Source organism: Hymenobacter guriensis, assembly GCF_015773195.1.
Taxonomy (GTDB): Bacteria; Bacteroidota; Bacteroidia; order Cytophagales; family Hymenobacteraceae; genus Hymenobacter; species Hymenobacter guriensis.
In genome coordinates, this window is record NZ_JADWYK010000001.1 from 132502 (window position 1) to 154179 (window position 21678).

Below are 21678 nucleotides of genomic sequence, written 5' to 3' on the forward strand. Positions count from 1 at the left end.
TATCACCAATAAGTTACACGGCCGCGGAGGATACGGCGGCTTCGGGGGCAATTTTCTTGACGAGGCCTTGCAGCACTTTTCCGGGGCCGCACTCCACAAACTCGGTGGCGCCGTCCTGCACCATGCGCTGCACACTCTGCGTCCAGCGGACGGGCGCAGTAAGCTGGCGCACCAGGTTTTCGCGAATTTCGTCGGGGTCGGTGTGGGGGGCGGCGTCCACGTTCTGGTACACCGGGCAAATGCCGGCCGAGAAGGTGGTGCGGGCAATGGCCTCGGCCAGCGCTGCCTCCGCCGACTGCATCAGCGGGGAGTGGAAGGCGCCGCCCACGGGCAAGGGCAAAGCGCGCTTGGCGCCGGCGGCCTTCAGCTGCTCGCAGGCCCGCTCGATGCCGCGCTGGGAGCCGGACACCACCAGCTGGCCGGGGCAGTTGTAGTTGGCGGCCACCACCACGTCGCCTTCGGCTGCTATTTCCTGGCAGATGCGGGCTGTGGTGTCGTCGTCGAGGCCGAGGATAGCGGCCATGGTGCCGGGCTGCTCCTGGCAGGCCGCCTGCATGGCCTGGGCGCGCCGGGCCACCAGGCGCAGGGCATCCTCAAACTTTAGCACCTTGGCCGCTACCAGGGCCGAGAACTCGCCCAGAGAATGGCCGGCTACCATAGCGGGGCGTAGCTCGGGCAACACGGCGGCCAGAGCTACAGAGTGCAGGAAGATGGCGGGCTGGGTGACGTCGGTGCGGCGCAGGTCGTCGTCGGAGCCCGCGAACATGATGTCAGTAAGGGAAAAGCCCAAGATATCGTTGGCCTGGAGCATAAGGCTGCGGGCCTCGGGATGCTGCTCGTACAACTCGCGGCCCATGCCGCTGAACTGGCTGCCCTGGCCAGGGAAAATAACTGCTTTCATGGAAGGAAGAATCGGAGAAAGAAAAGTGGATGGGGCGGCAAGATAGCCCAAACGCAAAAAAGCCCGCCGCCGGACGGCAGCGGGCTTTGCACGAGACGGTCAGGCAGCCGCCGCAGCTTAGCGGGTTATTTCCACCCAGCCTTTGTAGGTTTTCTTGGTGCCCGCAAAGTCGGCGAATTCCACCTCGGCCAAGTAGTAGTAGATGCCATCTACCACCTTGCTGCTGGGCGTGTTCAGACCTTCGGACACTACCTTATCGGTGCCATTCCACTCAATCAGCGGGTTTTTGTCGCTCTCGTACACCTTGCGGCCCCAGCGGTTAAACACCGTGAACTTGGTGCGCCGGATGGGGCTGGCCACCTTCGGCCGGAACGTGTCGTTGATCCGGTCACCGTTGGGGGTGAAAATGTTGGGCAGCACGAAGAACAGGCAGGCATCGTGGCAGGCAATGTTGCTGGGTGTGCTGGTCCGCTCGTTTTTATCTACCGACACCACGTAGTAGCAGCCAGCTGGGGTAGCTAGGTTGCGGTGCACAAAGCTGCGCACCGTAGTTGAGTCGAGCAGCTTGAAATCGGTCAGGTTCTGCGACTGGGTAGGACTGAAATAGACGCGGTAGTAGGCTATTTCGGTGCTGCAGTCGGCCGGGTTATTTTCGTCCAGCGTCCAGGTGAGCTTGTTGTTGTAGGGAGTGCTAGTGATGTTGGGGAAGTAAGGCAGCGCTGCCAGACTGTCGCAGTTGGTTTCGAGCAGAGTGAGTATAGGCGGGCAGGGCACGGAGGCCAGCACCACGCACTTTTCCTGGCTCTTGTTCAGCAGCGGTCCGATGGGCGGCGTCTTGTATTCGCCATCAGTTTCCACGTAGTAGCAGTACTCCTGGTTTTTGCGCAGCGGAGCCGTAGCCGTGCCCTTATCCAGGTAGGTGCCGCTGGTAGCCCCCCCGGGCACGGTGGTGATGAGCGTATAGGTTGTAGCACCCTGGTCGCGGCGGTAGATGCGGGTAGGCCGCACGGTGTTGTCCCAGGGCACCTGGTACTGCCAGGTAAGGTTAATACCGTCACTCACAGCAGTGGGGGTGCCTTCCAGCCGCACCGAAGAAGCCGCGGGTGGAGCTTCCACTATTTCGTCGGTACCGCCCTGGGTTTTGCTGCTGAAGAACTCCACACGGTAGGTGAAGGCCTTTTCCTGGGTATTCAGGTTGCTGTCCACATACACTGTATCGTTCAGGTTGCGAATGGGCGCCGTAACCAGCACTGTAGGCGTGGAGTTGATACCCTCACTGCGGTAGAGGCGGTAGCCTGAGGGTGTGAAGAAGGCCCCGGAGGCCAGCACCGGCTTGGTCCACACCACTTTGATGGCGCCGTCCGTCACGCCGGTACGCTCTACCGTTACGTTGCGGAGCAGAATGGGGCGCCCTTCAATCTTGGCACAAACTTCCTGCGAAGCCAGGCTCTTGCCGCCCGCAGGCAGCGGAAACTCCGCGTAGATGCGGTAGCAGAAGGTTTTACCCCGCTCCAGGCCCCGGCCGTTATTATCATCCCGGAACTCCCGGGTGTTGGCTGCTACCTCCCCGATCTGTACATAACCAGCCGAAGCCGGGATGCCCGGGCTGCAGGTATCCGGCTCAAAATTGCCGGGGCCTTCGCGCCGGTAGATGAGGATCCGACTGGCATTCTGGCATTCGTAGAGGTTCCAGGTGAGGTTGATGCCCAGCGCCTCGGGAGTGGCCTGCAGATTTTCGGGCGGCGGCCCTACCACGGTAATACGCCACACGCCCTGGTCAATCAGCGGCACCTCATTGTTGCCGGGGTTGTCGGAGGCCCGGAACACAATCTGGTAGGGCTGCTCAGCCACATCGGCACAGGTAGAGCGCCAGCGGAACACGCCGCTAACGGGAGCTGTGCGCTGCTTTTGCCGGAAAGTAGCCCGGAATTTCTCGTAGCCCGGCGGGGTCAGCACCGGAGTGCGAGCCAGCAGGCCCCCGAAGGCCGTCAGGTCGATAGGGTCGCCATTGGGGTCAACCGCCCGAACCACGCCCCGGGCCGAATCACCGGCAATGATGCAGATGTCGCGCGGGAGGGTGAGAATGGGCCGCAGGTTGTCGGTGGGAGAAACGGTAATCTGCATATCCCGCAGAATTTCCCCGATCTTGACGGGGGCTGCGCCTTCTACGCGGCGCCACTCCTCCACCACGAAGGCCACGTTGAACTCACCGGCCGTGCTGGGAGAGTTCCACACAATCTGGCCGGTAAGCACATCCTGCGTGAATATAGCCGGCCGGCCTTCCTGGGCTGCCGGAGGTCCTGCGAAGGGCACCTGCACCCCACCCGGCGACACGGTCGAAGCCTGGTCATCAGGGAGGCGGTACGCGGGTACTACCCGTGGCTCCGGGGTATTGTTTCGTACTGCGGCCACACCGCCCGGCACGTAGCGGCATTCTACCAACTTATAGGCCAGGCTGTCGCCATCGGCGTCAGAGCCGGCGGGGTTATGCAGGTACACCTGCCGGACAGCGGCCAGATCGATAGGTGGTGCGCTTAGTACAGGTGAATGGTTGCCCTTCAGGGCAGGATCTATCAGGATTTTGGCGTAGAGGTAGATGTTGATGTTAGCCGAAGAGCCGCCGTTAATATTCCGGATGCTGGTGTTACGATTTTCGCCGATATAATGGATAGTGTACGGACCAGGAGCATTATAAATATGAGAGAACCGGTAGACGTTGCGGCTAACGTTATTACCCAGCGGGGTCTCGCTTTCCCGTACAATAGCATCTAAACCGCTGGATGTACCATCCCCGAAGAAGATGGTTTCTCGATCTTTATCATTCGCCGCCGCATTAGTTACTGCATACGTGACGAGCTTAAAGAAATACCGGCCGGGAATAGGGTTGGCCGTGGTGTCGGCCGTCACCTGAATGTCGCCGGCGCGCAGGTGGGTAGCCTGAGCCGGCCGGGCGCTCAGCGCCGCCAGCAGCACGAGCACCACTGCCCACAGCCGTCGCAGCTGGTCCGGAAGTACGAGTTGAGTCATAGGAAGAGAATATACAGCCGGCTGGCCGTCAGCAAAGAAGGTCAAGGAAATTACGACAGAAACCTAACAAAATTGTGCCTGATAGGGTTATCCTGAAGTCTAGCGCGTGTTACGGGAATGGCCCGGGATAGATGCAAACGTACAAGGCAGATTGTTTGGTACGTGGTTGGCGCCTACCTTTGGCCGGTACAACCGACCTACCCACACCCTTCAGTAGCTTCTATGAGTTGGATCAGTAATACGTTTTCCAGCAGCATTGGTCGCAAAATCATTATGTCCGTTACGGGCCTGTTTTTGTGCTCCTTTCTGGTCGTTCATTTAGTTGGCAACCTACAGCTGTTTAAAGACGATAACGGCGTGGCTTTCAATGCCTACTCCGAGTTTATGGGCCATAACCCGGTTATCCGCACCATTGAGTGGGTGCTAGTGCTGGGCTTCGGCTTTCACATTTACCAGGGCTTGGCTCTGGCAGCTAAAAACCGCGCCGCCCGCGGCAGCAGCTACGTTTCCGACCACATTGAGCAGAACAGCAAGTGGTACTCGCGCAGCATGGCGCTGCTGGGTAGCATTGTGCTGTTCTTTTTAGTAGTACACCTGTACAACTTCCTGGGTTCCCTGCGCTTCACCGATGTACCGCGCGATGCCAACGGCAACGAAGATGCCTACGGACTGGTGGTGAAAGCCTTCCGTAACCCGCTGTACGTTCTTCTCTACGTAGTGGCGCAGGTGGCATTGTGCTACCACTTGCTGCACGGCTTCCAGAGTGCCTTCCAGACGCTGGGCCTCAACCACCGCAAGTACACCCCTGCCATCAAAGTACTCGGCTTTGGCTTTTCCATCATAGTGTGCGCCCTGTTCGCCGCTATGCCCGTGTACTTCTACTTCTTCAAGTCCTAACCTCGTCCACCCGATGAATCTGGATTCCAAAATTCCCGAAGGCCCCCTGGCCGAGAAGTGGGACACGCATAAGTTCAACGTTAAGCTCGTCAACCCTGCCAACAAGCGCAAGTACGACGTGATTGTGGTAGGCACGGGGCTAGCCGGCGCTTCGGCGGCGGCTTCGCTGGCCGAGCTGGGCTACAACGTAAAGGCCTTCACCTACCACGACTCGCCTCGTCGCGCGCACTCCATTGCCGCGCAAGGCGGTATCAATGCTGCCAAAAACTACCAGAACGACGGGGACTCGGTGTTCCGCCTGTTCTACGACACCATCAAGGGCGGTGACTACCGTGCCCGCGAAGCCAACGTGTACCGGCTGGCCCAGGTATCGGTAAACATCATTGACCAGTGCGTGGCCCAGGGCGTACCCTTTGCCCGTGAGTATGGTGGGTTGCTGGCTAACCGCTCTTTCGGGGGTGCGCAGGTAAGCCGCACGTTCTATGCCCGCGGCCAGACCGGGCAGCAGCTGTTGTTGGGCGCCTACTCGGCCCTGAGTCGGCAGGTGGCTTACGGCAAAGTGAAGCTCTATACCCGCTCCGAAATGCTGGACGTGGTAGTGGTAGATGGCAAAGCCCAGGGCATTGTAACGAGAAACCTGATTACCGGTGAAATCGAAAAGCACGCCGCCCACGCGGTGGTGCTGGCTACCGGCGGCTACGGCAACGTGTTTTACCTGAGCACCAACGCCAAGTACTGCAATGTAACGGCCCCGTGGCGCGCCCACAAGAAAGGCGCGCTGTTTGCCAACCCCTGCTTTACCCAGATTCACCCCACCTGCATTCCCGTATCGGGCGACTACCAGTCGAAGCTCACGCTGATGTCAGAAAGCCTGCGCAACGACGGGCGCGTGTGGGTGCCGGCCACCAAGGAAATGGCTGAGCGCCTGCGCGCCGGTCAGATTCGGGTGCAGGACATTCCTGAAGAAGAGCGTGACTACTTCCTGGAGCGCAAATACCCCGCTTTCGGAAACCTGGTGCCGCGCGACGTAGCTTCGCGCAATGCCAAGCAGATGTGCGACGAAGGGCGCGGCGTGGGGGCCACCGGTCTGGCCGTGTACCTGGACTTTGCCGACATCATCAAGCGCACCGGCGCCGACTCGGTAGCCCAGAAGTATGGCAACCTGTTCGATATGTACGCCAAAATCACCGGCGAAAACCCCTACGAGCAGCCCATGCGCATTTATCCGGCCGTGCATTACACTATGGGCGGCCTCTGGGTAGACTACAACCTGCAAACCACCATTCCCGGCCTCTACGCCACCGGTGAGTGCAACTTCTCCGACCACGGCGCCAACCGTCTCGGTGCCTCGGCGCTGATGCAGGGTCTGGCCGACGGCTACTTCGTAATTCCGTACACCATCGGCGACTATCTGGCGAAGACTACGCCCAAGCCGGTAACGACGGAGCACCCGGCTTTCAACGAGGCAGAAACGGCCGTACGCACCCGGATTCAGCAGCTGCTGAGTATCAATGGTACCCGCACCCCCGACGACTTCCACAAGGCGCTGGGCCATATTATGTGGGAATACTGCGGCATGGCCCGCAACGCCGAAGGGCTGCGCCACGCCAAAGCCGAGATTCAGAAGCTGCGCCGGGAGTTCTGGAGCGACCTGAAAGTAGTGGGCGTGAGCGAGGACATGAACCAGACACTGGAGAAAGCAGGCCGCGTGGCCGACTTCCTGGAGCTGGGCGAGTTGATGATAGACGACGCCTACAACCGCAACGAAAGCTGCGGCGGCCACTTCCGCGAGGAGTACCAGGACGAGTTGGGTGAGGCCAAGCGCAACGATGACGAGTACGCCTACGTGGCTGCCTGGGAGTACGTGGGCGACAATCAGCCCGAAGTCCTGCACAAGGAAGAGCTGCAGTTCGAAAACGTCAAGCTCACGCAGCGTAGCTACAAGTAGGGAATCAGGAATTTGGGGACTTAGGGACTTGGCTGTCCTTGAGACCTCAAGAATTTCCTTCGTGTTCCTACTTACTTTTCTTTTTGAAAATCCAGGACCCGAGACAGGTTGGCCACAAACCAAGTACCCAAGTCCCTAAGTCCCCAAGTCCCCAACAATACAATGGCCGGAAGTAACCCCAACGCCAAACCAATGAACCTCACCCTGAAGGTGTGGCGGCAGCAAAACCGCACTGCCAAGGGCGGGATTGTGGATTACCAGGTAAAAGACATTTCCCCGGATATGTCGTTCCTGGAAATGCTGGATGTGCTCAACGAAGACCTGCTGCGCAAAGGCGAGGAGCCGGTGGCCTTCGACCACGACTGCCGCGAAGGTATCTGCGGCTCGTGCAACCTGTTCATCAACGGCCGGGCCCACGGCCCCGAGAAGGGCACGACCACCTGCCAGCTGCACATGCGCAAGTTCTCCGACGGTGACACCATCACCATCGAGCCCTGGCGCGCCAACGCGTTTCCCGTCAACAAAGACCTGAGCGTGGACCGCTCGGCTTTCGACCGCATCATTCAGGCGGGCGGCTACGTGAGCGTGAATACCGGCGGCACGCCCGACGGCAACGAAATTCCGATTCCGAAGGAAATTGCAGACCGCGCATTTGAGGCAGCTACCTGCATTGCCTGCGGTGCCTGCGTGGCGTCCTGCAAAAATGCCTCGGCTATGCTGTTCGTGTCGGCCAAGGTAAGCCAGCTGGCCTTGCTGCCCCAGGGCCAGGTAGAGCGCAAGTCCCGCGTGGAAAACATGGTAGCTCAGATGGACAAAGAAGGCTTTGGCGCCTGCACCAACATCGGATCCTGCGCCGCTGAGTGTCCCGTGGGCATTTCGCTGGAAAATATTGCCATCCTAAACCGCGAATTCCTGGCCGCCAAGGCGTCTTCGAATAACCTTGCGTAGCCTTCGTGGTTGAGCTATAGGAAAGCGAACCGGCCAACCGGTTCGCTTTTTTGTTTTTCAGAAGCACAGGCCGAAAGCTGCGTCAGAGCAGCGGCCTGCTTTCCTCTTTATACCAGGCTTTATGATAACGCTGATTTCCGGCACCAACCGCCCCAACTCCCGTGCCCGGCAGGTCACCAACCTCTATGCCCAGCTGCTGACGGAGCTGGGGGCGCCGCACCAGATCCTGGACCTCGTAGCCCTGCCACCCGCCTTTCTAACCGAAGCCCTCTACCACAATACCGGCCAGCACGAGGAGTTCAACCAGCTGGCCCGATTGGCCGAGGAGGCCGATACGCTCGTTTTTGTGGTGCCGGAGTACAACTGCTCTTTTCCGGGTGCGCTCAAAGGATTCATCGACGGCCTGCCCTACCCCGGCGGCATCCGCGGCAAGAAGGCGGCGCTGGTGGGGCTGGGCACCGGGCAGCAAGGCGGCCTGCTGGCCCTCAGCCACCTCACCGACGTGCTCATGTACCTAGGAACCATTGTGCTGCCCGCCCGCGTGCGGCTGCCCGGCATTGATGCCCACCTGACGCCGGACGGCCAGCTTACCCAGCCCTTGCTGCTCCAACTCCTGCGCGAGCAGGCCGCCCAGGTAGCTGCCTGGTAGCCGTGCGTCTTGTTTTCTAGCGGGCGTGCGTACATTTAGCGCACCCAAAGCACCTGACAGGATTTCCCGTGACGCGTCTGCTGGCTTTATTTCTGACCTGCCTGATTCTGCTCCAGACGTTTAGTCGGGAGCTGCTGGTCGTGAATTACCAGCTGCAGAAGGAGCAGATTACGCGTCTGTTCTGCATCAACAAAGCCAAGCCCCGAATGCGCTGCAACGGCCGCTGCCACCTTGCCAAGCAGCTGCGCAAAGCCACCGAAACCGAGCGAAAGGCCCCTCAGTTGGGTTTTGCCAAGCTCAAGTACGAAGTGTTGCCGCCCCTGGTCTGCTTCGTTCCCTCCCCGTTGCCGGCCTACACACCAGCGGCCAAGTTTGCAGCCAGCGTAGCCAGCTGCTACGCCTTTGCGCCGGCCTATAGCCTCCTGCATCCTCCCGCGCTACACGTCTGAACTCCATTGCTTGAACCCCTGCCGGGGTTTGACAGGTTGACAGCCGCCGCTTCATTGGTAAGGGGTGGCTGCCGGCCGTGCTTTTCCGTTTTCAGCCTAACGCGCTTCTTCGATGTATTTCCGTTTGTTTTCCCTTCTCAGTACTTCCCTGCTTTTTGTGGCCACACTGCTCACCAGCTGCGACGACAAGGACCCCGCACCCACCCAGCCCGGCACGCTCGACATTGAAATTGACCACCTGGTTGGCGAGCAGCCGCTGGTGCTGAACACCGGCAGCTACACCACGCCGGCTGGCGACCAGTTCACGGTGTCTACCTTCCGCTACTACCTCTCCAACTTCAGCCTGGGCAAAGCCGATGGCAGCACGTACCTGGTGCCGGAGAGCTACTTTCTGGTAGATGAGGCCAAGCCAGCGTCCAAAGCTTTCACGCTGGACAGCATTCCGGCCGGCGACTATACCTCCCTGAGCTTTGTTATTGGAGTAGACAGCACCCGCAACGTGTCGGGCGCTCAAACCGGCGCGCTTGACCCGATAAATAACATGTTCTGGACCTGGAACTCGGGCTATATTTACACCAAGCTGGAAGGTACCTCCCCGCAGGCGTCCAATGGCGGGCTAATCTTTCATATCGGTGGCTTCAAAACCCCCAACAACACTATCCGCACGGTTTCGCCTTCCCTGAAAGGCGCTACCATTCTGATTCGCCCAAATCGAACCCCGGCCGTGCACCTGCAAACCGATGTGCTCAAGCTGTTTTCCGGGGTGAATACCATCCGCTTCGCTACGGCTTCCGACGTGATGGGCGGCGCTAATGCAGTGCGTATAGCCGACAACCAGGCCGCCGGCATGATAACCGTGGACCACGTGCACGCCAACTAGGCAATGGTACACCGTATGATGTGCCGGCTGGCCCTGGGGCTGGCCGGCTGGCTCCCCTTGGCTTGCTCATCGGCTGAGGAGGCCGCGCCCTTGGAGGAAGTGCCCGGCATGGTAGTGCCGGCCAACTTTCCGGCTCCCGTGTACTCCGCCGAAGAGAATCCGCCTACGCCGGCTGGGTTTGCGCTAGGCCGGGTACTGTTCTATGACCCGCTGCTGTCCCGTAGCGGTGAGGTATCCTGCGGTAGCTGCCACCAGCAGTTTGCCGCCTTCGCCCACGCCGACCACCGCCTCAGCCATGGGGTAGACAACCGCCTGGGCACCCGCAATGCGCCCGCGCTCCAGAACCTGCGCTGGCGCCGGGAGCTGCTCTGGGATGGGGGCGCCAAGCACCTGGAAACAATGCCGCTGGCCCCGCTCACCAATCCGGTGGAGATGGACGAAACGCTGGAAAACGTGCTGCGCAAGCTCAATGCCGACGCCGACTACCAGCGCCGCTTTGCCGAGGTGTACGGCCGCAAGCCCATCGATTCGCAGCAGCTGTTACGGGCCCTGGCGCAGTTCACAGCTTCGCTTACTTCGGCCAACTCCCGCTACGACCAGTACGCGCGCGGCGAAGCCGGAGGCACGCTTACGCCGGCCGAGCTACGCGGCCTGTCGGTGCTGCGACAGAAGTGTGCCAGCTGCCACGCCACGGATTTGTTTACCGATGAGTCGTACCGCAACAACGGGCTACCTGGGGGCTTTGCGGCCGACTCCGGCCGGGCGCACATTACGCAGCAACGCGCCGACCGGGGCCGCTTCAAGGTGCCGTCCCTGCGCAATGTGGCCCGCACGGCGCCCTACATGCACGATGGGCGCTTTGCCACCCTGGCGCAGGTGCTGGCCCACTACGACCACGGCGTAACAGAGTCCCCTACCCTCGATCCGCAGCTCCGCCGCGCCGATGGGCAGCTGGGCATTCCGCTTACGGCTGGTGAGCAAGCCGATTTGCTGGCGTTCCTCGGTACGCTCACCGATGAGCGGTTTCTGCACGATGCCCGACTCAGCGAAAAGGACCGCTAACGGCGGGCAACTAATTTCTTTTTCCGGATTTTCACGATGAAGTCTTTCCCTGTCTTTCTTGTTCTGCTGTTGGGGTTCTACCGGGTGCATGCCTGCGACATCTGCGGCTGCTTTATGGGCATCACGCCTTATGACAACCAAAGCAGCGTGGCGCTGATGCACCGTTACCGGGCTTTCAACGGCTACCAGCAGCTTGGTCAGCAACCCCGTTTCTTTCCAACCGGAGCGCGGCCATTTTTCCCCCGCCACCTCAACCACGACGACAACTACCGCCACGCCCACAACGGCGACCCACACGATTACGAAGTGTTTCGGGTGGTGGAGCTGCGCGCCAAGTACTTTCTAGCTAAAAAACTGGAAATAAACATCTTCGTGCCCTATGCCATGAACACGTCCTACGCCAACGGCCGGGAGCTGACGCAATCGGGGCTGGGCGACGTGACGGTGTTTGCAGGCTACCATCTGCTGCGCAACATCGAGACGGCCGGCGTGCAAAGCCGCCTGATTGTGGGCGGTGGCGCCAAGCTGCCCACCGGCGACTTCCGGCGGCGCAATGTAAACGGGCGGCGCTACCCTACCCTTACCCAGCCCGGCACCGGCACCACCGACGGGTTTGTGTATCTCAACTACATTGGCAGCTACCGCAACGTAGGCTTGAGCCTGAACACCAGCTACCGGCAGGCTACCCGCAACGCCTTTCAGGAAAGCACCGCCCCCAGCACCAGCTCGTTTGTAAATCTGTTTTACCGGCTCCCGCTACAGGCCGACTGGCAGGTATACCCCTCGGCGCAGTTTTTTTACGAAAGAACCAAAGGCGAAACCCTCGAAGGCCGCCTGACGGGGGAGCACGCCATGAACAACGCGCTGCTCGGGCCCGGTCTGGACGTATACTACAAAAATGTGTCGTTGAACGCCAGCGCCCAGTTTCCGGTGTATACTGCCGCTACCGACCACCCGGCCAGCGCCGGCCGGCTCGTGCTGGCGGTAGGCTACAGCTTCAAACAAACCAAATACTTATTTTAGCCCTGGGTGCTGCATACTGCCGGCATACGCCGGCAGTATGCAGCTTGGTTTACTGAACCAGCTGGGGCACTACAACTGTTCTGCCCTGGCTGGTTTAGTTGGTCTATTGGTTTCTCTCTTCAGGCGTTGCGGCACATGACTTTCTTTTCTTTCTGGCGCCGTTTCTGGCCGGCCTTGGCGATTGCGCCCTTGCTGGCGGGCGGGTGCGGGCCGGATGGGGAAACCGAACCCGTAGCACCCTTTGCCGCTACGCCCTATGAGCTGCAGCTACCCTCGGGCCTGCCTGCTCGCCCCCCCATTCCGACCGATAACCCACTGACGCAGGAAGGCGTGGCCCTGGGCCGGATGCTGTTTTATGAGCCCCGCCTTTCGCGCAACAGCACCATTTCCTGCGGCAGCTGCCACCAGCAAAGCAAGGCTTTCACCGATGGCCGGGCCCGGGCGCTTGGGGCTGATGGGCAGGAGCACGCCCGCTCTACCATGTCGTTGGCCAATGTGCTGTGGGAACCTAACCTCAACTGGGACGGCGCGGCCCACACCCTGGAAGACCAAGCGCGTTTGCCCATCGAAAACACGGTGGAGATGCACCAGAGCCTAGGCGAGGGCGTGCGCAAGCTGCAGCAGACGGCGCTGTATCCACCCTTGTTTGCCAAGGCCTTCGGCAGCCAGACGATTACCGAAACCAACGTTCTGAAGGCCCTGGCACAGTTTGAGCGCACCCTGATTTCGGCCAACTCCCGCTACGACCAGTTCCTGCGCCACGAAACCGACCTTACCCGCGACGAGCAGATGGGCGCTTTCCTGTTCCGCAGCCACCCCGGCGAGGTAGGAGGCATTTTCGTGCGCGGGGCGGCCTGCCACCATTGCCACCTCGAAACCACGGGGCTGTTTAATTCGCCAGAGTTTTTCAATAATGGTTTGGACGCCACCTTTGCCGATGCCGGACGGGGCGGCGTTACCGGCCAGGCAACTGACCAAGGCAAGTTTCGGGCCCCTACCCTGCGCAACATTGTCCTCACTGCACCCTACATGCACGACGGGCGCTTCAGGACGCTGGAGGAAGTGCTGGCCCACTACAACGAGCATGTGGAGCGCAACAGCCCTTTTCTCGACCCCAACATGCTGCTTTCCAATACCCCAAAAGGCACAAAGCTGGACCTTACCCCGCTGGAGCAGCAGCAACTCCTGGCTTTCCTGCGCACCCTCACCGACTCTGCCTTTATCCAGGCCAAGCAATTCAGTAATCCATTTACTCCTTAATAATCAAGGAACTATATAGTTACTGCTTGGCGTTATATTTTCACCTGTAAGTAACACCGGGAGTATCCTCCCGTATCAGGCCCATTATGAAACGCACCTTGTACTCTTTGCTGCTGCTGACGCCGTTGTTTGGCGCCTGCAGCCACGCGGTTACCAGGCCCCTGAGCGTAGATCGGGAAATAGCGGAACCAGCCCACCGGTTTATGGCTATTGCCGATACCAGCGCCACCAGCCAGTTCCCGCCTCTGCAACCCTGATTTGTTCCACCTTTATACAACAACTGCGCCGCCGGATTGCTCCGGGGGCGCTGTTGCGTTTGGGGTAGTAGCGCAAGCTGACCGAACCACGAAAGCCGCATACCGGAGCCGTTTGCTAAGCGTAAGCCGGCCGCTTACTTAGCCTTGCTGCTTTTCTCGGTGGGTACTATCAAGTGGGCGGCCGTTGGGGCCAGGACGGGAGGTACCCCTATCAGGTATAAAGTGCCTGATTGAGCTTCTAATTTCCAGATGCCCGTCTCGGCTTTGCCTACCTCATAGTACTCCAGCAGTTCGCCACTTGTCTGCTGCGTGATCCGGCGGCCGCTGGGTGATACAAGCGTGTATACTCCTTTTTTCCAGATCCCGAAAACGGTGGTACCCTCCGGCACCAGAAAGCACCACTCATTCCGGGCGAAGCTGTGTAGGGGGCTCTGCTTGCTGGCAAATACACTGCATTTCACTCCGGCGCGTGAGCTTAGCTGAACTCCTTTGTTATTATCGACAATTGTACATATCTGAGGGCCGGCCTGCGGTACTGGAACATCAACTAACTTCCCGATCGGCAATTTTACGGCTGCATTCGGGGCTGTCCCAAACTGAATAGAGCTGCTTTTACCAGAACCCTTAATCAAGCCAACCCGCAGTCCGAGGGAGCCACCGGTACCACCCGCAACCACTAGGCGAAAATTGCCCCGAAACTGGCGGTGAACCTCTTTGCTGACAACGGCAGGCTGGTATACAGAATAGGTGGAGTAATTGTAATCAACTGCCTTGACATTTGCCCTTGGCTTTTTCAAAGATGCCACATCAGCGGTCAGGTTCTTGAGAATTTCCTCATCCGTTACCATTGTAGTCTGTTTCCAAGGAGCAGATGCATTAGAAAAATGAAGGTCTTTGGTTGGAGCTTTCGAGTTCGCATACGTACGAACCAGTGCCTGGCTGGCAATTAAGCCGGTTTCCCGCAGACGCCAAGCCCAGCTTAGCAGCGCTATGTAGCGAATATAACCAGGGTCGGCGGGCGCTACTCTCCAACTGCGCAGCAGATTGATATAGTGCAGATAGGCCGCAATATCCAATACCCTATGCCGGAGCAACGGGTTCTTCTCCTGCTCAGCCAGTGCAAGGGCTTTTTGAACTAATACGCTCCATGCACGCAGATCTTCTTCAGTAGGCATTCCTGCCATTTGGCTTTGCCAGTCCGTGAACATCGGTTTCAGTATAGGGGCTGCCTTCCCAAACATCTGGGTATAGAACACCTCGGTTAGCTCCTCGGCGTTTTGGCTACCGTCGCGCAGTACCGTAGCTGCCGTGTACTGGCCTATACCACGAGACACCCAACCGGCAATGGTTTCAGTATTTATGGCTATTGCTCCCAGAGCCGCATATTTACGCAGTTCCGATGCATAAGCTGACGTCCTGAGCTTTGAGCGCCCGGGCAGGTCTGCATCCCATTGCATGACGCCCCAATAGTCTCTGATTCCCCAATGATTTTTTGCTTTCTCGTTCCACTTCTTAAAAAGGTCATCGTAGGAAAGCGGAGAGGAATTATATGCAGTTGCCACCAGCACAAATACGTTTTGGTGTATTGGGAAATCAGGGGGAAATGCGTGCTGAGCATAAGCATACATACCTACCATCTTGTTGAATTCTAATCCTCTCCCACTCTTATAAGGAAAGGCTTTACCAACTGCTTCAGCTACCTGGTTGGCTAAGTAAAAAACAATGTTAGATACTGAACCGAGACCCTGACAATTTTCGCACTGACAAACGGCTTTTTCGTCCATTCCATCACTGGGATCCAGCGAGTACATATTTTGAGTTTGCAGGCGCTGTAAAGCATCTGCCTGCAGGGCCGCTATCAGCTTTTTATTGGTCACGCAAAAGCTAACACTTTGAGATTGCCCCATGTTCGCTTTCAATACTCGCCGGGAACCGTCACTGGCGGCGGCAAACCACTCCGGGTGCGCCGCAAATTCCGCTTTGTGCCGGGAGTAGAACCCGGGCCAGGAATGCCCGGTTGATACGGCATTGTCTAGGGCTAGGCCATTGTTCAATTTCCAGCGGGTGGTTTCTTCCTCTAATTTCTTGCTGCCGGCTCCATACCCGTAAAACATTCCCCGGTTGGCCATTAACGGTATAGGAGGCCCTTGCTTGAGGTCGGGCAGGCTGGTGAGGTCAGGGTAGTATTCCCAGTTTCGGTTTGGCAGATAGTAGCGAAATCCCAAGGCAAAGCGCAAACCAGCCGACGCCGAAGGTAGCGCCGCCGCCGAACGAACCGCCACGTAGCCCGCATTCTGCTGAAGGTGCAGCCAGTAACCATCATTTTCCATGCTGCTGAGCGCCGCTACCTCATCCGGCTGCATATGCTTGCTCAATACGGCTAAAGACCCCAGGAAAATACCAGTTCGGTTCCAGCCACCCACTACATTTTGGGCTTTCCAAACAGCACCCGTCAAGCTCAACTCCCTGGCCAGTTCCTCAGCACTTTTAGCATAGGCAGGGTCCGAATCCTCAAAGTAAATGTAGCGGACAACGGCAGGCTCAGCGAGGTTGAAGCCGTTGACGGGCACTCCGGGATTTGCCCAACCAGCTTCAGGAAAAAGCCAGAAGGCCAGCAAGGCCCCTAAAAGAGTGAGACCAGCAATTGATTTAAAAAATGGCCCTGGCAGGAAAAAAGAATGCATGTGGGAAAGTCTGTGGTAAATCAAGTGCTGATAGTTTACACTAATCAACGAGCGGCAGCAGCCTTTATTCACTGAAATAGAAATTTGAAAGCACTCTTTTGCTGGTAGATGCGGCAAGGCCTTCAACACCTATCCCCTGAGCCACAGCTTGTCAAAAATCTACACCCGCTAAAAAGCCAGCGCTCTGACGCCGCTATGGCAATGAGTATACCAATAAGCAGGTAAGTAACCCCTGCCAGTAGGTATTCCCAATGAGGCCTAGGAACGCAAGAAGTGTAACAACCTAATTATCATTAATATAAACCAGGCCACCGCCATCATTTTCATTTTGGGCTTCGCTTCCCTTAGTCACGCAAAAGCAAACAGCCGCCGGATTGCTCCAGCGGCTGCCTGATAAGGGTAAGTACTTTAGTATCAGTCCACGTTGTCGTGCAGGAAGCGGTTGTCGCCCAGCAGCTCGTTGTCGTCGGAGAGGTTGAAGCGGGAAATATTCCGCTCACTCGACGGCACCACATTTTCCAGCTTCACCTGGCGGCGCAGATAAGCGGGCGTGTCCAGCTGATCTTTGATAGCCTCGTTCGTCAGGCCGTTGCTCAGCTCCTGCAGGCGTCGGCGGCGCTCATCGGCCCGGGCATCCAGCGCCGGCCGCGAAGCCAGCGGTTGCGGGGCGGGTGCCGGGTGCTGAAATACGATGGGCTCCGGGGCGGGCGTAGACGGCGCGGCAACCGGGGGCTCATATGTGTACGGCGAGGTTTCAAGGTCGAACGTGACCTTGGGCGGCTCCGGCGCATTAGGTGCTGACGCTGCTGTCACCGGCGCTCCGAATGAGGGTACTACCGAAGTGGTGGCCGCTGGAGCATCCTGGCGGTCCTTATCGAAAATATCAATCTGCGGATTAGGTGCCGCGGCGGGCTCATTGGAGTAGGCCGCTACCTGCGTGATGGTGTGCGCGTCGCGGGCGAAACCGGTGGCAATAACCGTCACACGGATGCTCTGGCCCAGGGTTGGGTCGATGCCGTGCCCGAAGATTACCTCGGCGTTCTGGCCGGCCTTATCCTGGATGTACTCCGTAATTTCAGTTAGCTCATCCATTTCCAGCTCGGCCTGGTCGCCCGACATAATAGAAAGCAGGATTTTCTGCGCTCCATGGATGTCCGTGTTGTTGAGTAGCGGTGAGGCCAGGGCTTCTTCGGCTGAGCGGCGGGCCCGGTTTTCCCCTTCCGTGATGCTGCTGCCCATTACGGCCGCACCGGAGTCTTTCATGACGGTTTTCACGTCTTCAAAGTCCACGTTCACATCGGCCGTTACAGTAATGATTTCGGCAATGGATTTGGCGGCGGTGCTCAGCACGTTATCCGCCTTGGCGAAGGCGGCGCGGATGGGCAGGTTGCCGTAAATCTCGCGCAGCTTATCGTTAAGAATCACCAGCACCGTGTCGCAGTTGTCGCTCAGGTCCCGGATGCCCATTTCAGCCTGCTGGCGCTTTTTCTTGCCCTCAAACATGAAGGGTGCCGTCACGATGCCCACCGTCAGAATGCCCAGCTCCTTGGCTACCTTGGCAATAACAGGCGCTGCGCCCGTACCGGTGCCGCCGCCCATACCGGCCGTGATGAACACCATCTTGGTGCCATTGCTCAGCAGCTCGCGGATTTGTTCCCGGCTTTCAATGGCGGCCTGCTTGCCGCGTTCGGGATTGGCGCCGGCACCCAGGCCTTCGGTCAGGTCCATGCCGATCTGCAGGCGGTTGGGCACCGTTGAGGAAGCCAGGGCCTGCTTGTCGGTGTTGCAGATGATGAACTCCACGTCCTTGATGCCCTGGCTGAACATGTGGTTGACGGCATTGGAGCCGCCACCACCTACGCCAATCACCTTGATGATGGACTTGGATTGGGAAGGTATATCGAATTTAAAATCCATGACGAGTGTCAATTAATAATTAATAATTAAGAATTAAGAATCAGAATTGAGAGTCTGCCAAGCACCTTTGATAGGGTCGCTTTGCCAACTCAATTCCTAATTAGTAATTCTTAATTATTAATTGACCTTAGTACTGTTGGTCGTCGAAATCATTAATCAGCAGCCCTTTGGTACGGCTGATGATGTCCTGGAAAAACTTACCGGCGCCGGAAGGCTTTTTGGGCTCGGCCGGAGCCGCCGGCGCGGAAGCCGCCGGAGCAGGCGTGCTAACGGCCGGACGGGCTTCGGGCGCGGGACGGTACACCTCTTCCTCGTGCGAGTTGCGGTTCTGCCGCTCATCTAGGGAGCGGTAGCCCGACAGCACCAAGCCCACGGTGGTAGCGTACATCGGCGACTTTACCGCCTCGATTTTGCTTTTGCCGAGGTGCTCGTTGGGGTAACCGATGCGGGTATCCAGGCCAGTTACGTATTCGGTAAGCTGCACTAGGTTTTGCAGCTGCGAGCCGCCGCCCGTCAGCACAATGCCGGCGGCCAGCTTGTCGCCGTGGCCGGTGCGCTGGATTTCAGCGTATACCAACTCAATAATTTCCTCCATCCGGGCCTCAATGATGTAGGCCAGGTTCTTGAGGGAAATTTCCTTGGGTGCCCGGTCGCGCAGACCCGGAATGCTCACGATTTCGTACTCGGAGGCTTCCTCGGCAATGGCTTTGCCGAACTTCACCTTGAGTTGCTCGGCTTGGTTTTGCATCACCAGGCAGCCTTGCTTGATGTCGCTGGTCACGATGTTGCCACCGAACGGCAGCACAGCTGCGTGGCGGATAATGCCGTCTTTGAAGATGGCTAGGTCAGTAGTACCGCCGCCGATGTCAATCAGCGCGACGCCGGCTTCCTTTTCCTCTTCGCTCAACACCGACATGCTCGAGGCCAAGGGCTCCAGAATCAGGTTGTCGATTTCCAGCCCGGCCTTGGTTACGCACTTGTTGATGTTGTTGATGGCCGTGCTCTGCGCCGTGATGATGTGGAAGTTGCCTTCCAGGCGCACGCCCGACATGCCCACCGGGTCCATGATACCTTCCTCGTAGTCCACCTTGTAGTCCTGGGGCATTACGTGGATGATTTCGGAGCCGGGCGGGGTTACCAGCCGGTACATGTCGTTGGTGAGGCGGTTCACGTCGTCCTGCGTGATTTCGCTGTCCTGCGAAGCGCGGGTGATGCTGCCGTTGTGCTGGAGGCTCTTGATGTGCTGCCCGGCAATACCCACGTTCACCACGCCAATATTGATACCGGATTGCTCTTCGGCCTGACGGATGGCTTTTTTGATGGCGTCCACGGTTTTGTCGATGTTCGACACGATACCGCGCACTACGCCTTCGGACACGGCTTTGCCCATGCCCAGTATCTCAAGCTTGCCGAACTCGTTTTTGCGCCCTACCAGAGCGCAGATTTTGGTGGTACCAATGTCGAGGCCGACTACAATCTTATCGTGTTGCATGAGACGGAAGCGAGTGAGGTTGGAGGGTTCGGGGAGGGGATGTTCTGCAAAAAACGCCTATTTGCAGCGTAGAAGCAAGCCGTTGCTTACTCACAAATGATTTGATCTTTGAATTCGACGTTGACGCGGTGGTACGTGTCCCAGCCTAATACGGGCGGTATCTGCCGGTAAAATACCATTAGTTTCGCAAATTTCTCCGAAATATTCTCGGGAAAGCCAAATTCTACACGCTGGTCGCCTACTTGCTGGGTGAAGGATAATTTTCCGTTTGGCCCAATAAATACTTCCGCTACCTGCGCCCGCCAGAACGGATGCTCATCGATATACCGGAGGAAATCCAAATACCGGCGCCCGGTCGAATCCTGAAAAAATGCAGCTTGCAAAGGCTGGTTGCCCTGACGCGATACCGGCACCACCCGGGCCGTGAACAGGTTTGACAAAGGTAGCTGCTCCCCTTCCGCGTCGATGTAGCTGTCTAAGCGGGTATTGGCGTGCACGAGGCGGGCAATGGGGCGGTTCTGGCGCACGTCGGCGTGCAGGTTGCCGGCCAGGTCGCGGTACACCTGCGCGTCTTTCACGAAGCTGTGGGTCTTGAGGCGGTTTTCCAGCGCTTTCAGATCCAGCTCCCCAGGAATGGCTGCTTCGAGGCGCTGGCGGCCGTTGCGCGTGAGCAGGCTGGTTACTTCCCGCTCACTAATGAAGTAGTTGTTGGATTCGTTGCCAATGGAAACGACGACCTCACCCACGGGGCGCTGGGTTTGCCGCACGCCGGCAAATACGGCCAGAGCCCCGAAAAGTACCAGACACCCGGTAGCAAAAAGTAAATTATTTGCCTTACGCTTCAGATCCATGCCAGCGGTTTTGTAAAATATTTTTCAGGCGCGGAACCAACTGATCAATATCCCCCGCGCCGACGGTAGCCAACACGTCAAAAGTAGTATCGATTTCGGCGTCGCGCAGCACTTGTTCTTTGGTTTGCAGGAGTTTAGAGGGTGAAGTAATACCGCGGAAAATAATTTCGGAAGAAACTCCTGTCATCGGCAATTCGCGGGCCGGATAAATATCCAGCAGCCGCACCTCATCGGCAATACTTAAACTCTCAGCAAAGCCAGCGGCGAAATCCCGGGTGCGGGAAAATAAATGCGGCTGAAAAATTACGCGCAGCCTTTTACCCGGATATAATGCCCGCAATGAACGTAAGAAGGCCTCGATTTCGCGCGGATGGTGGGCATAATCATCCACATATATTTTCTCAGGTGTGGTTACAATAAATTCGAAGCGGCGCTTCACGCCCCGGTAGGCAGCCACGGCAGCTTGCAGGGGCTGCGGGGCCACGCCCTGCAGCAGCGCCACGCAGGCAGCGGCCAGCATATTCTCTACGTTGTGGTAGCCGGGCACCGCCAGCTCCAGGTCGGGCACCACGCCGGCCGGGCTGTGCAGGTTGAAGTGAAACTGGTGCCCCCGGGCCGTAATGGCGGACGCGTGTAGCTCAGGGCCTTGCTCGGTCGTGAGACCGTAGCGAATAACGCGCACCCCGACCGGCGTGGCTGCGGCCACGCTGGCATCGGCGGTGTGGTTGATGATGAGCGTGCCGCCGGGCTCTATCTGGCTTACAAACTGCCGGAATGACTCCACCAATGCATCCTTATGGCCGTAGATATCGAGGTGGTCGGCGTCGGTGCTGGTAACGATGGCAATGGTGGGTCGCAGCGTGAGAAATGACCGGTCGTACTCATCGGCCTCCACTACCACGGGCGCCTTATCAGCATCTGGGCCGGCCGTTGGCAGCAGTAAGTTCGAGCCCAGGTTCACGGAAATACCACCCAAAAATGCAGCGCAAGGCACACCGGCGTGGTGCAGCAGGTGAGCCACCATGCTGCTGGTAGTAGTTTTGCCGTGGGTGCCGGCCACCGCAATGGTAGGCCGGCCCTGCGTGAGTACGCCCAGCACCTGGCTGCGCTTGCGGATGTCGTAGCCCTGCTCGCGCAGCCAGGCCCACTCCCGGTGGTCGGCCGGAATGGCGGGCGTGAGTACGACCAGGGTCTGGGCTTGGTTTGTGCGCACCTCCACCGGAATGTTGTCCACGGCATCCTCGTAGTGAATGAGGATGCCTTCGGCCTCCAGCGCCTGGGTGAGCGGCGTTGAGGTTTTGTCGTAGCCGCTCACGTGGTGGCCATTGGCCTGGAACCAGCGGGCCAGCGCCGACATGCCAATGCCCCCAACTCCCAGAAAGTAGACGTACGGAAACGAAGCAACAGAACTCAAGAGGATGACGAGATAAGAA

Annotated in this window: 17 protein-coding genes; 10 read left to right on the top strand and 7 right to left on the bottom strand. The window is 58.4% G+C overall.

The features are described 5' to 3' along the window. Positions 1–13 precede the first annotated feature (13 nt). The gene (fabD, locus tag I5L79_RS00560) at positions 14–901 is read right to left on the bottom strand and encodes an ACP S-malonyltransferase (RefSeq protein WP_196953071.1); all 888 of its coding nucleotides are present in this window, start codon (positions 899–901) and stop codon (positions 14–16) included. A gap of 117 nt (positions 902–1018) precedes the next feature. Further along, on the bottom strand, positions 1019–3928 hold the full coding sequence (locus I5L79_RS00565; protein WP_196953072.1) for a T9SS type B sorting domain-containing protein: 2910 nt from the start codon (positions 3926–3928) through the stop codon (positions 1019–1021). A 222-nt stretch (positions 3929–4150) separates the two neighbouring features. Between I5L79_RS00565 and I5L79_RS00570 the strand changes: the two genes are divergently transcribed. The 10 genes from I5L79_RS00570 (at position 4151) to I5L79_RS00615 (ending at position 13301) form a co-directional block, all read left to right on the top strand. After that, the gene (locus tag I5L79_RS00570) at positions 4151–4825 is read left to right on the top strand and encodes a succinate dehydrogenase cytochrome b subunit (RefSeq protein WP_196953073.1); all 675 of its coding nucleotides are present in this window, start codon (positions 4151–4153) and stop codon (positions 4823–4825) included. A gap of 13 nt (positions 4826–4838) precedes the next feature. Further along, positions 4839–6773 carry a fumarate reductase/succinate dehydrogenase flavoprotein subunit gene (locus I5L79_RS00575; RefSeq protein WP_196953074.1) on the top strand — a complete coding sequence of 645 codons (1935 nt, stop codon included), beginning with the start codon at positions 4839–4841 and terminating at the stop codon, positions 6771–6773. A gap of 192 nt (positions 6774–6965) precedes the next feature. After that, positions 6966–7721 carry a succinate dehydrogenase/fumarate reductase iron-sulfur subunit gene (locus I5L79_RS00580; protein WP_196953075.1) on the top strand — a complete coding sequence of 252 codons (756 nt, stop codon included), beginning with the start codon at positions 6966–6968 and terminating at the stop codon, positions 7719–7721. Between the two features lie 121 nt (positions 7722–7842). Next, positions 7843–8370 (top strand): NADPH-dependent FMN reductase, encoded by a 528-nt coding sequence (locus tag I5L79_RS00585; protein ID WP_196953076.1) that lies wholly within the window; start codon positions 7843–7845, stop codon positions 8368–8370. A gap of 68 nt (positions 8371–8438) precedes the next feature. Continuing rightward, complete coding sequence (locus I5L79_RS00590) at positions 8439–8819, top strand: hypothetical protein (protein WP_196953077.1); 381 nt, start codon at positions 8439–8441, stop codon at positions 8817–8819. Positions 8820–8931: 112 nt separating this feature from the next. Next, positions 8932–9699: an MbnP family protein gene (locus tag I5L79_RS00595; RefSeq protein ID WP_231402634.1), complete on the top strand. Its 768-nt coding sequence runs from the start codon at positions 8932–8934 to the stop codon at positions 9697–9699. 3 nt (positions 9700–9702) lie between these two features. Then, positions 9703–10761, top strand: coding sequence for a cytochrome-c peroxidase (locus I5L79_RS00600; protein ID WP_231402636.1), 1059 nt, complete (start codon positions 9703–9705; stop codon positions 10759–10761). Between the two features lie 36 nt (positions 10762–10797). Further along, positions 10798–11784 (top strand): hypothetical protein, encoded by a 987-nt coding sequence (locus I5L79_RS00605; protein WP_196953079.1) that lies wholly within the window; start codon positions 10798–10800, stop codon positions 11782–11784. A 135-nt stretch (positions 11785–11919) separates the two neighbouring features. Next, positions 11920–13044 (top strand): cytochrome-c peroxidase, encoded by a 1125-nt coding sequence (locus I5L79_RS00610; protein ID WP_196953080.1) that lies wholly within the window; start codon positions 11920–11922, stop codon positions 13042–13044. A gap of 86 nt (positions 13045–13130) precedes the next feature. After that, on the top strand, positions 13131–13301 hold the full coding sequence (locus tag I5L79_RS00615; RefSeq protein WP_196953081.1) for a hypothetical protein: 171 nt from the start codon (positions 13131–13133) through the stop codon (positions 13299–13301). Between the two features lie 134 nt (positions 13302–13435). Here I5L79_RS00615 and I5L79_RS00620 read toward each other — a convergent pair whose 3' ends face one another. The 5 genes from I5L79_RS00620 to murC form a co-directional block, all read right to left on the bottom strand. After that, the gene (locus I5L79_RS00620; RefSeq protein WP_196953082.1) at positions 13436–15985 is read right to left on the bottom strand and encodes a DUF4838 domain-containing protein; all 2550 of its coding nucleotides are present in this window, start codon (positions 15983–15985) and stop codon (positions 13436–13438) included. A 414-nt stretch (positions 15986–16399) separates the two neighbouring features. Next, entirely contained in the window at positions 16400–17902 is a 1503-nt protein-coding gene (gene ftsZ, locus I5L79_RS00625; RefSeq protein WP_196953083.1) for a cell division protein FtsZ, read from the bottom strand. A gap of 127 nt (positions 17903–18029) precedes the next feature. Next, the gene (gene ftsA / locus I5L79_RS00630; protein ID WP_196953084.1) at positions 18030–19394 is read right to left on the bottom strand and encodes a cell division protein FtsA; all 1365 of its coding nucleotides are present in this window, start codon (positions 19392–19394) and stop codon (positions 18030–18032) included. Positions 19395–19480: 86 nt separating this feature from the next. Further along, positions 19481–20245 (bottom strand): cell division protein FtsQ/DivIB, encoded by a 765-nt coding sequence (locus I5L79_RS00635; RefSeq protein ID WP_196953085.1) that lies wholly within the window; start codon positions 20243–20245, stop codon positions 19481–19483. Beyond that, positions 20229–21659 carry a UDP-N-acetylmuramate--L-alanine ligase gene (murC, locus tag I5L79_RS00640; RefSeq protein WP_262894838.1) on the bottom strand — a complete coding sequence of 477 codons (1431 nt, stop codon included), beginning with the start codon at positions 21657–21659 and terminating at the stop codon, positions 20229–20231. Before murC ends, I5L79_RS00635 begins: the two co-directional genes overlap by 17 nt. Positions 21660–21678: the final 19 nt, after the last annotated feature.